At 52.6% G+C, this 15,395-nt stretch carries 12 protein-coding genes; 5 read left to right on the plus strand and 7 right to left on the minus strand.

Going from position 1 to position 15,395, the window contains the following annotated elements; all coding sequences use genetic code 11:
* Positions 1-16: 16 nt before the first annotated feature.
* Together SPI6313_RS22555 and SPI6313_RS20905 are read left to right on the plus strand one after the other, a co-directional pair.
* A protein-coding gene (locus SPI6313_RS22555) for an IS1 family transposase (RefSeq protein WP_139276489.1) occupies positions 17-845 on the plus strand; the annotation gives its coding sequence in 2 pieces (ribosomal slippage) (positions 17-367 and positions 369-845; 828 coding nt in all).
* A gap of 31 nt (positions 846-876) precedes the next feature.
* On the plus strand, positions 877-2,505 hold the full coding sequence (locus SPI6313_RS20905) for a PEP-utilizing enzyme (protein WP_072622735.1): 1,629 nt from the start codon (positions 877-879) through the stop codon (positions 2,503-2,505).
* A 21-nt stretch (positions 2,506-2,526) separates the two neighbouring features.
* Here SPI6313_RS20905 and SPI6313_RS20910 read toward each other — a convergent pair whose 3' ends face one another.
* On the minus strand, positions 2,527-3,405 hold the full coding sequence (locus tag SPI6313_RS20910; protein WP_072622736.1) for a rhomboid family intramembrane serine protease: 879 nt from the start codon (positions 3,403-3,405) through the stop codon (positions 2,527-2,529).
* A gap of 255 nt (positions 3,406-3,660) precedes the next feature.
* Here SPI6313_RS20910 and SPI6313_RS20915 point away from each other — a divergent pair, with 255 nt between their 5' ends.
* Entirely contained in the window at positions 3,661-4,842 is a 1,182-nt protein-coding gene (locus tag SPI6313_RS20915) for a glycosyltransferase family 4 protein (RefSeq protein ID WP_084669138.1), read from the plus strand.
* 114 nt (positions 4,843-4,956) lie between these two features.
* Positions 4,957-7,056: an ABC transporter ATP-binding protein gene (locus SPI6313_RS20920; protein WP_072622738.1), complete on the plus strand. Its 2,100-nt coding sequence runs from the start codon at positions 4,957-4,959 to the stop codon at positions 7,054-7,056.
* A gap of 175 nt (positions 7,057-7,231) precedes the next feature.
* On the opposite strand, the gene menA is transcribed toward SPI6313_RS20920, so the two are convergent.
* Positions 7,232-8,158, minus strand: coding sequence for a 2-carboxy-1,4-naphthoquinone phytyltransferase (gene menA, locus SPI6313_RS20925; RefSeq protein ID WP_084669139.1), 927 nt, complete (start codon positions 8,156-8,158; stop codon positions 7,232-7,234).
* A gap of 299 nt (positions 8,159-8,457) precedes the next feature.
* Here menA and SPI6313_RS20930 point away from each other — a divergent pair, with 299 nt between their 5' ends.
* Positions 8,458-9,873 (plus strand): isochorismate synthase, encoded by a 1,416-nt coding sequence (locus SPI6313_RS20930; protein ID WP_072622739.1) that lies wholly within the window; start codon positions 8,458-8,460, stop codon positions 9,871-9,873.
* Between the two features lie 333 nt (positions 9,874-10,206).
* Here the strand turns inward: SPI6313_RS20930 and SPI6313_RS20935 are convergent, their stop codons facing one another.
* The 5 genes from SPI6313_RS20935 to SPI6313_RS20960 all read right to left on the minus strand — a co-directional run bounded on the left by SPI6313_RS20935 (position 10,207) and on the right by SPI6313_RS20960 (position 15,038).
* Positions 10,207-11,994 (minus strand): ABC transporter ATP-binding protein, encoded by a 1,788-nt coding sequence (locus SPI6313_RS20935; RefSeq protein WP_072622740.1) that lies wholly within the window; start codon positions 11,992-11,994, stop codon positions 10,207-10,209.
* A gap of 226 nt (positions 11,995-12,220) precedes the next feature.
* Positions 12,221-12,550, minus strand: a complete 330-nt coding sequence (locus SPI6313_RS20945; protein WP_072622742.1) for a type II toxin-antitoxin system PemK/MazF family toxin — start codon at positions 12,548-12,550, stop codon at positions 12,221-12,223.
* Complete coding sequence (locus tag SPI6313_RS20950; protein WP_072622743.1) at positions 12,534-12,731, minus strand: hypothetical protein; 198 nt, start codon at positions 12,729-12,731, stop codon at positions 12,534-12,536. Before SPI6313_RS20950 ends, SPI6313_RS20945 begins: the two co-directional genes overlap by 17 nt.
* A 263-nt stretch (positions 12,732-12,994) precedes the next feature.
* Complete coding sequence (locus tag SPI6313_RS20955; protein WP_072622744.1) at positions 12,995-14,053, minus strand: HaeII family restriction endonuclease; 1,059 nt, start codon at positions 14,051-14,053, stop codon at positions 12,995-12,997.
* Positions 14,043-15,038 carry a DNA cytosine methyltransferase gene (locus tag SPI6313_RS20960; protein WP_072622745.1) on the minus strand — a complete coding sequence of 332 codons (996 nt, stop codon included), beginning with the start codon at positions 15,036-15,038 and terminating at the stop codon, positions 14,043-14,045. Before SPI6313_RS20960 ends, SPI6313_RS20955 begins: the two co-directional genes overlap by 11 nt.
* Positions 15,039-15,395 lie beyond the last annotated feature (357 nt).

The raw sequence follows: 15,395 nt of genomic DNA on the forward strand, positions 1-15,395 counted from the left end.
CCACTGCACTAAAACTATGGAATGTCGGCTCTGCGGTCATCCCAAAACCCACAAACACGGCAAAATGCCCAATGGTCATCAACGCTACTTCTGCCCTCACTGCCAGCAAACCTTTGCCGAGAGTTTTGACACCCTCTACTACTATCGCCATGTTACTCCGGAGCAGATTGAGCAAGTACTTCAAGCCCACAGTGAAGGCACTAGCTTGCGAGGAGTCAGCCGCATCAGCGGATTAGCCTATAACACCGTGGTCAGTATTATTCGTGCCGCCAGTGCTAAAGCTTTGCTGGTTCATAACGACCAAGTGCAGGGCGTGGAAACGGAGGACGTGAGTGCTGATGAGATGTGGTCATTCGTGAAAAAAAAACAAACAATGCTTGCCCGAAGAAGTTGAAGTAGGCGATTGCTGGATTGCGATGAGTTTGGCAGATTCGAGCGGGTTAATCTTGACAGCACGAGTGGGGAAACACACCGATGAACTGATTGAAGAACTGGTGGTGAGCACGGAGGGAAAGACCCATTGCCAGCAATGGAATAGTGACAACTGGGGAGGATATGAGCGGGTACTGCCGCTGGAAATTGAGCACTACATTGGCAAAGACCAAACGCAACGGTTGGAGCGTACCAATGGAATTATCAGGCAGCAGACGGGTAGGTGGCATCGACGACAGAACAAGTTTGGCAAACTGTGGCAGCAGACAAAGGTGACGGTGCGTTTAGTGGTGAGTTATTTCAACTGGATCTGGCAGCACAGTCGCTACAAGAGCACGGCGGCACAACGAGCAGGATTGACTGACCATCGCTGGAGTTGGCAGGATATCCTCTCCTTCCCCACAATAATCTAATGCACTACCCTATCATGGCATTCCCCAGGATATGGAATGGACCTACGACGGTGAAACCCTCTGGATTTTACAAACGCGCCCGATTACCACCCTTGCCCCGATTTGGACGCGCAAAATTGCCGCTGAGGTGATTCCGGGGGCGATTCGGCCCCTGACTTGGTCGATTAACCAACCCCTCACCTGTGGCGTGTGGGGAAAATTATTTGAGATTGGCCTGGGCGATCGCGCCGCCGGGTTGGATTTTGATGCCACCGCCACCCTCCACTTCTCCCACGCCTATTTCAACGCCACCCTCCTCGGTGAAATCTTCCGGCGTATGGGTCTCCCCCCCGAAAGCCTCGAATTCCTGACGCGGGGCGCACCGATGACCAAACCCCCGATCCTCCGCACCCTCAAGAATTTACCGGGACTCTGGCGATTGGCGCAGCGGGAATGGCGACTGCCCCAAGACTTCGCCCGCGATCAGCAGAAATGGTTTATCCCCACCCTCCAGCAGGTGCAAACCCCCGCCACCCACCTATCCCCTGATGAACTGTTAGCGCGGGTGGATTTGATCCTGTCCACATTGCAGCGGGCCACCTACTACAATATTTTGGCTCCCTTGAGTGCGGCGATCCGTCAAGGGATCTTGCCGGTGAGTGAGGCGGAATTGGATACCCAAGCGATGCCGGAGGTGGCTTCGGTGCGGGCCTTGATGCAGTTAGCCGAAAAAAGTCGAAATTTACTGCCTATGGGCCAGTTGAATTTTGATAGTTGTCCGTCGTTGTTTGCCTATTTGGCGGATATGCCCGACGGTCAGCCGATTTTAGACCAGTTCAATCTGTGGCTCAAGCAGTATGGCTATCTGAGTGAGGTGGCGACGGATATTGCAGTGCCGCGTTGGTCGGAACAGCCGCGACCGATGCGCGAACTGTTTACCCGCTGTGTGTTTGATGATGTGCAGCGATCGCGCCTCTCCCAAACCCCAGACCCGCCTGAATCCCGTTCCGCCTTTGCCAAACTGGTGCAACACCGCCTCAACCTCAAAGGGAACGTGGCGGAACTCTATAACCGGCTGCTGGCACAGTTACGATGGACGTTGCTCGCCCTCGAAAAGCAGTGGCTCCAGGCGGGCCTGCTTCCGGAAGCTGGGGATCTGTTTTTTCTCACCCTGGCGGAAATTGCCGAGCAAGTGGAACGGGATGCCGGCCGCCTCGACCCGGTGCTGGGCGATCGCCTCGCCTTCCGAAAACAGGCCTATACCCACCATCAAGCCCTGTCCCATGTGCCCCCGGTGGTCTACGGCCAACCCAGCGCCGATCGCCCGCCGCCGCCCCCCTCTCGCCCGGTGGGGCAAACCCTGAAGGGCATCGGGGTTAGCCCTGGGGTGATTGAAGGTCGCGTCCAGGTGGTGCGATCGCTCCAAGACTCAGGCACCCTCGCGCCGGATACCGTTCTGATCGTGCCCTATACCGATGCGGGGTGGTCGCCCCTGCTGGCTAGCGCCGTGGGGATTGTGTCGGAAGTGGGGGGCCGTCTGTCCCACGGGGCAATCTTGGCGCGAGAATATCAGATTCCGGCCGTGTTTGATGTGGCGGGGGTCATGCAGCTTCACGATGGCCAATGGGTGCGGGTGGACGGGCAGCAGGGCACGATTGAACTGATTGACGAAGCGGAGTAGCTGCCGCCCCAGGTTGGGGGATTATCCCATGGGGGTCAGGATGGAGGCGAGAACGGCGGTGATCGCACCGCCCCCGATGATCACCGCCCCGATCAGGTGATAAAACCGTTCTGGGGATTGAACCCCCATCCCCGGCAATCGGGAACAGAGCCAACCCCCCAATAAACCCCCCAGATGGGCCCAGTTATCCACTTGCACCGAAAACAGACCAAACCCAAAATTGAGCAGGGCATAGGTCCAGGCCATCCGTTGCAAATGGGGCGAAGGCACGGAAAGGAGCGCACCGAGGAGACCGAAAATTGCTCCCGACGCGCCCACCGTATAGTTAGCCCCGTGGAGAGCGGGGGGCAAAACGGCAAAATCCGCCGCTGCGATCGCACTGGTGAGCACACTGCCTGCGATCGCACTGCCCCCATAGATCCACAACAACCGCCCCGCTCCGTAAAACTGCGCCACCGCTGGCCCCAACAACCGCAGCCACATCAGATTCAACAGCAAATGCAGCGCCCCCCCATGGAGCCACGCCGCACTTAACACCGTCCACCACCGCCCCAACTCAAACAGCGGCACTGCCCCCGTTGACCCCAACGCCAACAGACTCCGACTGCTCGGCGACAACCACCGCATCGGCCCCCCGTGGCGAATCCCCGGCAGATCGATCGCCAAACTCACCCCATACACCACCACACAACTCCAGATCAGCACCGTTGTCATGCCCCAATCCACCCCCCGTTCTTGCAACAGGCCGCTATAGCCCCACAGCAGCGGCTGAGACACCCGACAATGGGGGCATTGCGTCGTTTCTTGGGGCACAAATTGATGGCAGGCAAAGCATGCGCCCCCCTTCGTCTGAGGCTGGGGCAACCGCGCCAAGAGAGCCCGCACAGCAGTTTTCAGCATTAATAATTTCTCCAAGGATTCGGCCCGGACTTGCTCGCGTTCCGTCGCCAGTGGGGTTTGTTAAAATGGCAGAGCAAACGGGATTTTCCTGCGTTTGCTTCTAGCCAAGGTTAATGGTGTTCCAGAATCGGGATTCACCCGGTTGTTTTGCCCCGTGCCGTCGATCGCGATGTCTCCTGTCGCCCGTGGCAACGTGGGGGCATGGCCAACCCATTTGTTCAATGTGATTGATTGCGACCTTTGCACCATTCTCCCTTGAAAGTTTCGATCCTGTCCCATGATCTGTCCGGCAGTGGTGCGGCCCGCTGGGCGGCGAGTCGGCCTTTTTTACTCTACCAAGCCCTCCAACAGTTGGGCTACGAGGTGGAGATTCTCGGCTTTAACTTTGGCGATCGCCCCCCCAACCCCGCCGTGCGCGATCGCTTTCCCCTCACCCTGATCCCCGGCCAACCCCTACCGCAGTTTTGGCAGTCCGCCCACCGCCTCCGCCGGGCGATCAGCGGTGATATTGTCTACGCCCTCCGCCCCTACCTCACCACCCTCGGCCTCGCCCTCTGGCATCGCTGGCGCACCCGTACCCCCGTCGTTTTGGATGTGGATGATTGGGTGCTGGGCTGGTGTGGTGGTGATGACCTGCGCTATCCCACCAGCCTGAAACAGGTGGCGCGGGACATCCTCAAACCCAACGGAGCCTTGCGCCATCTGGATCATCCCCTCTATCTGCGTTGGGCGGAAAAACTCGTGCCCCGCGCCGATGCCGTCACGATCCACAGTCAATTTTTACAGGATCGCTTTGGTGGGGCCTATGTGCCCAATGGTAAGGATGTAGACCTGTTCGATCCGGCCCGGTGCGATCGCACGGCCAGCCGCGATCGCTACGGCCTCAGTGATTACCGTGTCCTGATGTTTCCCGGTGCGCCCCGCCCCTACAAAGGCATTGAAGATGTTCTCTTGGCACTGGATCAACTGGATCAACCGGATCTACGCCTCGTCATCGTCGGCGGCAGCCCCTACGACGACTACGATCGCCACCTCCATCACCGCTGGGCCCGCTGGCTCATTCAACTCCCGATCCAACCCGCCCACATCATGCCCGACCTCGTCGCCGCAGCGGATATCATCGTCGTCCCCCAACGGGACACCCCGATCACCCGCGCCCAATTTCCCCTCAAACTCACCGACGGCATGGCCATGGCAAAACCGATCATCGCTAGCCGCGTCGGGGATATCCCCACCCTCCTCGGTGATACCGGCTTTTTAGTCGAACCGGAATCCCCAGCCGCGATCGCCGCCCAGATTCAATGGATTTTCACCCATTACGATCGCGCCCTTACCCTCGGACAGCAGGCCCGCAACCGATGTATTGCACAATATAGTTTTGCGGCAATGGCCGCTAGACTAGCAGAGGTATTAACCCCCTTGACCCCGAACAGATAACCAACCCTCAGCACCCAGCCGACCGCCCCCCGCCCAACCAACCCATACACATCCCATTAGCCATCGGAGTTCAGCACTGTTCTGGGTCACTCCGCCTCCCTGTGGAAGGAATCAATGTCTACCAATAAACTACTCCTTAAGTTTGCCCTCCGTTACCCGTTTTTAATTATCGCGACTGTTGTTTTAGGGTTTTCTGGCGCGTTATTTAATGGCATTAGTACCGCCTTGATTGTCCCCCTCCTGCTGGGGTTTTTGGGTCAGGATACCGGGCTATTAACGAAGGGGCCCGCTGCCCTCCAAGCCGTGATGCGGTTCTTTGAACGGTTTCCGGGGGATACGAAGTTTTTTGCCATGATTGGGGCGGTCATTTTAGCGATCGTCCTCAAAAATACCGCCATGTATTTTACGGCGATTGTCTCTAACTATTTATCGCGATCGCTCGTTAATGGCATGCGTCTTGAAGGGGTCAAACTTCTCCTGCGGTTTGACTTGGACTATTTCTCAAAACAAAAAATTGGCAACATTATCAACACGGTTAATAATGAGGTGGGACGAACCGCCAACGCGGTGAAATTGGGGATTTCCATGTTCACCACCTTAACCACGGTGTCGGTGTTTATCGGCATTTTAATCATGCTGTCCTGGAAGCTTACCCTTGCGGCGGCGGTGTTGCTGGTGCTGATGTTTGCCCTCAATCAATGGTTTATTCGACGGGCTAAGCAGTATGGCCGCATTCTGTCGTTAAAATCCCAGGAATATTCCAATAAATTACTCGAAATTCTCACGGGAATTCGACTGATTAAAACCGTCAGCAATGAGCAATTTGAATATCAGAAGTTAGAGCAATGTATTCGGGAACGAGAGCAGGCAGAATTTGCCTCCCAAAGTAATTACGCCGTGATCGCCCCGATTAATGAAATTTCAGGCATTTTCACGATCCTCGGTATTGTCGTGATCGGGCGCTATATCTTCATCGATCAACTGCAATCTCTTTCGACGATTCTATTAATTTATTTGGTGACGCTGTTTCGCCTTCTTCCCTTTGTGGGACGGCTGAATGAGGAGCGGAGTAAGTTTGCCAATGTGTCCCCCAGTGCGGAAATTACAGCCCATTTCCTCCGTGAAGATGATAAGCCGATCATGCAGTGGGGCGATCGCGCCTATACACCCCTTCAGGAGGGGATTCACTTTGAAGGGGTGAGTTTCCACTATCCCGGCTATGCGGAAAATACCCTGAAAACCGTTGATCTTTGGATTCCCCAGGGGAAAACCACCGCCCTGGTGGGGTCATCGGGGGCAGGAAAATCAACGTTGGTGGATCTTGTGCCCCGCTTTTATGATCCGGTGCAGGGACGGATTACCCTGGATGGCGTGGATTTGCGGGATTTGGAATTGCGATCGGTGCGTCAGGCGATGGGGGTGGTGAGTCAGGATACCTTCTTGTTTAATAATTCGATTCGCTACAACATTGCCTATGGGCTGGAGGAGGTGAGTGATGCGGAGATTGAAACGGCGGCCCGCCGCGCCAATGCCTACGACTTTATCCAAAATCTGCCCCAGGGCTTTGAGACGGAAATTGGCGATCGCGGTGTGATGCTCTCCGGGGGGCAGCGGCAACGCCTGGCCATTGCCCGCGCTCTGCTGCGTGACCCGGATATTTTGATTTTGGACGAGGCCACCAGTGCCCTCGATACGGTGTCGGAACGACTGGTGCAGGATGCGATCGATGAACTCTGCCGCGATCGCACCACCCTTGTCATTGCCCACCGCCTTTCCACCATCCGCCAAGCCCATCAAATCGTCGTCCTCGATCAAGGAGCCGTGATGGAAGTGGGAACCCACGCCGAACTCCTCCAACGGGATGGCCATTACGCCAAACTCCACGATTTACAATTCGGCAAAAAACAGAAAAAATTTGCCCTGCCCACCAATGCGGCGTTGATTCGCGCCTCGATTCGGGCCTCGTTGGAACTGCGCACCTGTTTGTCCTACGAAGTCCGTGCCCGTCTCAATGCGATGCTTGGCTCTCTCCAATTAGTCACTGATGATTTAGTCGATACCCCAGAAGAACGTCAAGAATTGATTCAAGAATCCTACGAATCTGCCCTAGGACTCTTGAACACCCTTTCCTTTTTTGAAGATCACGGTGCTCGTTTGGACTGGAATGGGATCAATGTGGCCAAAGCCTCAGAACTCCCCAACTCCTCAGGGTGAGGGCAGATTCGGGTAAATTCAAACCAGGTTATAGCTGATCTCAAATTAGGCCCAAAGAGTGGCTTAAGAGGCTGTTTGAAAAGTTAAACTCAGATCCAAATCATGAGCCTCACTCCATGAAAACAAGGTGCTTAAGCCCATTGCCTCTCTATTCAAAACACTTTTTAAACAACCTCTAACCCGTGGGTAAAAATACACCCAGAATGAGCAAAAGACCGCTCCAAAAATGCAGTTTGATGGCGATAAATTTACAGTTTTGGACGCGCTCCGGTTGGTCATGATTCGCCCGCACATGGCGCACTAGCCCCACACCAATCGGCAAACTCAGCAGAGTGAAGAGGGTGGCGAGGGGCAACAGTCCCAGCCCAACGCCGATGGGGAGACTGAGGCCAAACAGGACGACGCTGAAGGTGAGGAGATCAGCCCCCCGTGCAGTGCCGAGGCGGACAATGGGCGATCGCTTCCCGGCGGCGAGATCGTCGGTTTCTTGGTGAAAGTGGGAACAGAATAAAATCAGGGTGGTGGTGAGGCCGATCAGGGTGGCGAAGGCCCAAAAGCGGGGCGTGAGTGTGCCGGATTGGGAATAGATGGCGGCGGCGATCGCCATCGGGCCGAAGGTTACAAAGCAAATCGGTTCACCGAGTCCCAAATATCCCAGGCGAAAGGGTGGCCCTTGATAGGTATAGCCCAGAAAACACGCCGCGATAATTAATCCTAAAATGCGCCAATCTTGCACCCAATAGGTGATCGCCACAATACTCAAAATCCCCACTCCTAAACAGCCCAGACTGAGCCAAAAAATCAGTGATTTATTTTGGGTGAGGTTGACAATGGAATGGGCTTTATTGCGATCAATGCCGGTATCGGCATCAAAGACATCATTGCTTAAGTTAATCCAGGCTAAAATTGCGATCGCCCCCGTCAAAAAACCGCTCAAAATTCCCCCGTTGATCTGCCCAGTTTCACCATAGGCGATCGCGGTTCCCATCAGAATCGGCATCACCGCAACACTGTACATTGGTAGCTTGATCGCAGCTTTCCACAGTTGTTTTTGGGAGGGAGGGGAGGGTAATGAAGGCGAAATCGGTTGAGGGCTGGTCATAGAATTCAGTGTCAAATGTCACAAAGCACGGGCAAACAAAGAGGGGAATTGCTGTCAATTCAAAATCAACAAAGACAGCCCACAAAACCCACAAAATAGGCATTCAATGAGTGGGGGATTAAAGACGAATGAATCCACAATTTTGGCATTCATGATCCTACGTGAGTAGGGGATTGATGCCGAGTTTTTAAGAGTTCCGCTACCATAGGAGCATTGTCATCTAGACGGCTTCCCCTTCTTAGACATACCATTGAGTCCTACTCAAAATTAAAAATTTATAAGAAATTTTACGTTGTTCCATGCCCGTTCTTCCCTATCGTTTTTCCCCGGCATACGATGCGCGAGAACTCCAGTCCCTTTTTTCCTCGGTGTCAGTCCGGGCGCGGCAACGGGGTGTAGCTCAACTGCTGAGTCTGTCGTACCCTCTAGACCCAGCGGTTGATCCGCTGCTGCTGTTGCAGTGCAATCCGTTTCTGAATCAGCCGTCGGCCTATTGGGAGCATCCGAGTCATCAGGTGGCGATCGCGGCCATTGGCCAAGTGGACGGGGCCTGTTTTACGGGGGAGGAGCGTTTTCTCCGGGCGCGGCATTGGCTCACGACCCAGCACCATCACCTCACCGAAGCGGGCGATCGCGATCGCCCCTTCGCCGGCCTGCACGCCTTTAGTGCCTTCACTTTCACTGCCCACGCCGCCCCCCCCGGCTACGCCCCCGCCATGCTGATCATCCCTCAACTCCAAGTTGCCCGCCACGGCCAGCACGGCACTTGGAGTTTTAACTATCGCATTGAACCCAGCACCACCCTCGCCACCTTCCTCGCCCAATGGCAGCGCAGCGAAGCCCTGGTGCAACGCCTCAGCACCATTAGCCTAGCGGCAAAACCCGCATCGCCGGCCCCGCCGAGTTTTGACCCGGCCCATCAGTTCGCCCCTTTCACCACAGCGGTGCAGGCGGCGTTGCGGGCGATTGAGCGGGGGCAGTTGTCGAAAATTGTCATCGCCCATGCGGTGGATCTGCTCAGTCGGCAACGGTTTTCGGTGGTGTCAGCCCTCGATACCCTGCGTCGCCATCATTCCGACTGCTACACCTTTGCGATCGGGAATGCCCAGGGCCATGCGTTCATTGGGGCGAGTCCGGAGCGGCTGATTCGGGTGCGCGATCGCTGTCTCCACACCGATGCGCTGGCGGGATCTGCCCCCCGTGGTGATGATCCCCACACCGATCGGGAATTGGCGCAGCAGTTGCTCACGTCGGATAAGGAACGCCGGGAACATGATGCGGTGGGGGACTATATCGTGGCGCAACTGCGAGCATTGGGGCTTGATCCGGTGCGATCGCCCCGTCAACTGCTCCAACTGCGCAATATTCAACACCTCTGGACTCCGATCACCGCCCCGATTCCCCCAACGCTGCACCCCCTCGACATTGTGGCGCAACTCCATCCTACGCCCGCAGTGGCGGGGGTTCCGATGGCGGTGGCCTGCGATCGCCTCCAAGAGTACGAAACCTTTGATCGCGGTCTCTACGCTGCGCCCATTGGTTGGCTCGATGCGGCGGGAAATAGTGAATTTATCGTCGGAATTCGGTCGGCGTTAATTTGCGATCGCCAAGCCCGTCTCTACGGCGGCGCGGGCATCGTCGCCGGTTCCGACCCCGATCGCGAACTGCGCGAAATCCAACTCAAACTCCAAACCATGCTCAAAACCCTGCAATAGTTAGCCCCTGAGCCAAAATGAGATGCGATCGCCCGTGAGCAGTGGAAGGAGGGTGGTGGAATGACCCTCGGCAACCCTCGATCCCAACGGAGAAACCTTGACGTACTCCCCCGCATAAATGACGGGGGATTCTGGGTTCAGACAGCAATTGCAGGCGTAGCCCGTCTTACTATTGCCTAGCCCAATGGACAACGCCCTGCCCATAGGGTGCTCACCCCGGAATTTTACTTCGCGCTAGCGAACGCTTTTATTGTATAACCACCGAATCAATTCGGTTATTCGCTTATATCCCCCGAATAAAATTCAGGGGGCTTTACGCATCACGCTCGTAACTTATAAACCGGCGGGAATGGCGGCGATTAACTGGCGGGTGTAGTCGGTTTTGGGGTTGGAATAGATGGCTTCGGCGCGGTCGATTTCTTCGATTTTGCCCTTGTTCATTACCATGATGCGATCGCTCATGAACTTGACCACGCTTAAATCGTGGGAAATGAAAATATAGGTGAGGCCAAAGTCTTTTTGTAAATCCTTGAGCAGGTTCAACACTTGGGCTTGTACCGAAACATCCAGGGCGGATACCGATTCATCACAGATGATAAACCGGGGATTGAGGGCCAAGGCCCGCGCAATACAAACCCGCTGCCGTTGACCGCCGGAAAAGGCGTGGGGAAAACGGTTCATCATCGTGGCATCGAGGCCCACCCGTTCGAGAAGATCCACGGCGCGATCGCGCTGTTCGGCTTTGGGTTGATTCGGATTGTGAACCCGCAACGGTTCCATAATGGCATTCCCCACGGTCATTCGAGGATTGAGAGAATTGTAGGGATTTTGGAAGACAATCTGCATTTTGCGGCGCAGTTTTTGCAGTTGGCGGGGGGTGTATTGGGTGATGTTTTCCCCTTCAAAATAGATCTCGCCAGCCAGTTCTGGCATCAGGCGCAGCAGGGTATAGGCGAGAGTGGATTTACCACAACCGGATTCCCCCACGAGGCCCAGGGTTTCACCGGGATACACCTCAAATGACACATCATTCACCGCCAGAAAATGCCGCTTTTCGAGGCCCAAACTATTTTTAATCGGAAAACCCACCCGCAGATTTTTCACCTGTAAAAGGGGTTTTTCCAGCGTGCGATCAGCCGGGGGGGTGGGGGTGGCTGGGGGTTCCGGCGTGGCAGCTTGACCGTTGCCTGCGAGGAAGTCGGCAACAGTGGGGAGATAGGTTTGGATCACGTCGAGGCGGGGGCGACAGGCGAGAAGACCCTGAGTGTAGGGGTGTTGGGGGGTTTGGAAGATGGCCCCGACGCGATCGCGCTCGACAATTTTGCCCTGATACATCACCGCCACTTGATCCGCCACTTCCGCGATCACGCCGAGATCGTGGGTGATGAAGACGAGGGACATTTGGCGCGATCGGCAAAGATCGGCGAGGAGTTTCAAAATGCTGGCTTGGACGGTGACATCCAGGGCGGTGGTGGGTTCGTCGGCGATTAGCAGGGTGGGGTTACAGGCGATCGCCATCGCAATCATCACCCGCTGCTGTTGGCCGCCCGATAATTCGTGGGGGTAGCGATCGAGCATGGCGCGTTTTTGCTGGTTGACCCATTGGGAACAGGCGCGATCGCCCGCCTCGGTTCCTAACTGTTCGGCGGCTTGGGTCATTAGGTCATCATCAGCCGCGACTAAGCGCACTTCTTGCAGGGACGCGATCGCCCGCCGTCGCGCCTCCGCATCACCCACCCCCTGATGCAGCCGAATCGCCTCGGTAATTTGAAACCCAATCGTATAGACCGGATTGAGGGAACTCATCGGATCTTGAAAGATCATCGCCACGGCTCCCCCCCGATAGCGGCGGCGTTCCTCTTCGGGCAAACGGAGTAAATTCACCGGCTCCCCGTCCGCCTCACAAAACCACACGTCCCCCTGAGACACGCGCCCCGGCCGCGGCACCAGCCCCAAAATCGCGAGGGAGGTGACCGATTTCCCCGATCCCGATTCCCCCACAATCCCCAAGGTCTGACCCCGCGCCAAGGTGAAGCTAATGTCATCCACAGCCGGCCGGATCGTTCCGTCGGTCACAAATTGAACGCAGAGATGGCGAACGTCAAGCACAGGGTGATTCATGGGCGGGTGGGCGGTGAAATTTGACCGATTTTAACAAATTTCCCGTTCGGGATAGAGCAATGCAATGGCACATTGGCGTTCTCTGTAAATCGCGCCCCATGCTCACCCTGAACGAACGCGAACAACTCCACCCCAAATAATCTACTACTGCGATCGTCACCGACCACCCCATCGCCCAATATTTCAGCGCCTAACCGTTGAAGTTGGGCTGTGTTGCTGAAGTATCCTACAAACCTAACCATCCTCGCAAGGATTGCCCAAGTTGATCAGCATCGACCTTAGCCAACTGACCAATTACTTTGATCACCAAACTTTCATGCACTGTATACATGCCTCTTTTGGTTGCGGTTGCTACGTTCAATCCGGCTGCTGCCCACTCAGACAACACAAACTCCCCTACCATTAAGGAACCTGTTTTGCTGGTCAGAGGCGTAATGAGAATATCTTGAGATGGATGTGACGTACTCACAACAACAGCAGGTCTTACCTTTGAAGTCGATAGATCTGAGAATGGGTAGCGCACTAGAATAACGTCATGCTTAGAGTAGCTGGGCATACACATCATCCTCAGCATTATCCCAGACTGCATCAAGTGAGGGTTGGCTTGCGCTCAACCAAAACTCAGCTTCGTCATCGGGTAAAACTGTCACTAACACTCTTACCCCTTCCGGTAATTCTGCTGACTCCAATAGCTCAATTTTTCCTTGCCGAACCGTAGCCCAAAGCGTTTTTAGCATATCTGTTGCATGAAACCCTGTCTTGATTTTATGCCCTAATTCCTGTTTATGCGTTCGGCTTTGTCGTCTCGCAGAGAATCGCCTCACTAACACCCTCAAAGCAATGCTACACAGAACCTTAAGGCAGATCAACCTTTGACACTCACAGATACCTTTGATGTACTGTCTCCACCAGGATATCAAGCAGCCCAACGACCAAGCTCACCGGCGGCAATGGAGCGTAGCGGAATTGCCGTCCGGTGCAGCGCATTGTTAGGCATTTTTCATTCCCATATTTTATCTTTCAGGCTTAAATAGCCTCGATTGTTAATAAATTCCAGTATGCTATCATTATTGGACGCTGGAAATTCAACCACAATTTCGTCAGTAATATGTTTGAGTACCTTCTTGCCAATTACTTTGGCAAACTTCCCACGCATAGCTTTTTCATACCATGCAATCAAATCAGTTTCTGTTATTATGCTCTGTATTTTTGACTTCCAGCCTATTTGGTTTAGAATTGACACTATCAAATTCCGTTCCGCCTCTTTACAAACAATAACTATGCGATCAGAAGAGACCGAGGACACAATATTTTCAGCTAGTTCTTCAGTCAAAGACAAATGCTTTATTTGAATAGCAAGACCAAAATTAGCCCACATATCTAACCCTCTATCAGACGCATTTGTAACTCCAACTCGATTGATGCGTGCCTTCATTTTTAGTATTGGTTCTTTCTCAGACAGAAGCATGACTTTCTTAGCAAAATCCTCAAACTCTGCTAAAATATCGACTTTTGATTTATTGATGCTGACCTCAACACAAACGTCAAGAACTTCCACCAACGCTGAGAATAAAGAATAAACAACAATTTCGTATATCTTATCAATGCTTCTCCTAAGGCCCGGTTCGTGCCAAAATAAACCAAGAAACTCTGCGACATCAAAATTACTAATGTTGTGATTTACGCAATAATCGACACCAGTTGACATTTGCGAATATCGCTGAGCGAATTTTCTGTAAATGTAGGCCTCAACAATACCATTTTTTCTTTTATTTTCCTCACCAAGTAAGAACAAAACATTAGGCGGTGTGGCGTTGTCATTAAAAACATCATCTTGATAACGTGCAGATGATGTACTGGTTCTACCTAAAAAATCTAAACAAACAATATCGCGCCATTTTCGTGATTGTGTTCTGTATGTTGAAAGGTCTTTTAAATCGATGTCTTTTTTTGTTCTATCTCGATAAAGTATTTCAGCAATTTGAATTGGCTTGTACAGGTGGACTCTTGCTTTATCAATTACCTTGTCTAAATATTTCTTTGCTTCTTCAATATTCATTTGGAACCTCCACCTCTTCAAGCATATCAAATAGAGTTGCTTGTATAGCAGGCACTCTAGCGGGTTGCCTTTCATTTAATGCTTTGATTATTTCATAAGCGATAGATTTTATCACGGAGACAGTAACAGAATTTCCGGCAACCTTCCTTACTTGTGAATACGGAATGTTTATTACAAAATCATCAGGAAATCCTTGTAGTCTGAGCATTTCCCTTCCTGTTAGCCTTCTTACTCCATTAACGACAAGATAGTTATAGCTTCCGCCTGCTCTTAAGGCACATGAATATGGTAGTGCGGAAATGTTGCCGCCAATATTTTCATGCCATATGGACGGATACGGAGGGGTTCCTTTTACTGCTTGGAATCTTTTTTGTTTTAAATTTTCAGAAATAAAGTAATTTGCTGGGACATCCTCATCTTTTTCGAGAAATTCTGAAAGGGGTTTATAAAACCCAAGTGGTTTAGGAAATTCAAATTGAATTTTGTCTTTAAAGCCCACAATGTAAATACGTTCCCTTTTTTGAGGGATGCCATAGTCAAGTGAATTTAAAACCTTATGATAAACAGTATATCCTAATCCGTTAAGCTTATCTAAAATTACTTTAAATGTTCTGCCAGAATCGTGTGTTGTTAACCTCTTCACATTTTCAAGTAAAAATACTGTCGGATTTTTTGCTTTCAAAATCGACTCGATATTAAAGAACAATGTTCCTCTTGTATCAGAAAAACCCAGTCCTTTACCCGCTATGCTAAATGGCTGGCAAGGGAACCCAGCAAGTAGAATATCATGGTCAGGAATGTCTTCAGGCTTTATCAAATTAATGTCACCGAATAATTTTTCATTGAAATTTACTTCGTACATAGCCTGCGCATGTTTATCCCATTCAGAAGAAAATACATTTTCACAACCATAATATTGAAATCCTAATCGAATTCCCCCAATGCCAGCAAAAAGGTCTATCGTTTTAAATATATTCGTCACCATTTTTTCCTTTGGTCTATTCTGCCTAACTATGAATTATATGGATTTTTTCCATATAATCACCCGATATAGGGGTTTTATTAAGATTTTATCCGTATAACATCCCCATAGAGGGCGTTATACAGAAATTTTCCGTATAATTCCCGTCTCAGCGTTTTATACGGATTTTTTCTATGACTGCCCCCAACCACCAAAGAAGCGGCTAGACAGGGTGTGAGAGGCGATCCGCCGCAAACATCCGATCGCACCAACAGACAGCGATCGCAGATAGACGGGAAATTGAAGGAGCGCGATCGCATCAACTCCACCCCGAACAATTCACCACTGCGATCAGTACCTACCACCCCATCGCTAAATATT

This window comes from Spirulina major PCC 6313 (genome assembly GCF_001890765.1).
Lineage (GTDB): Bacteria > Cyanobacteriota > Cyanobacteriia > Cyanobacteriales > Spirulinaceae > Spirulina > Spirulina major.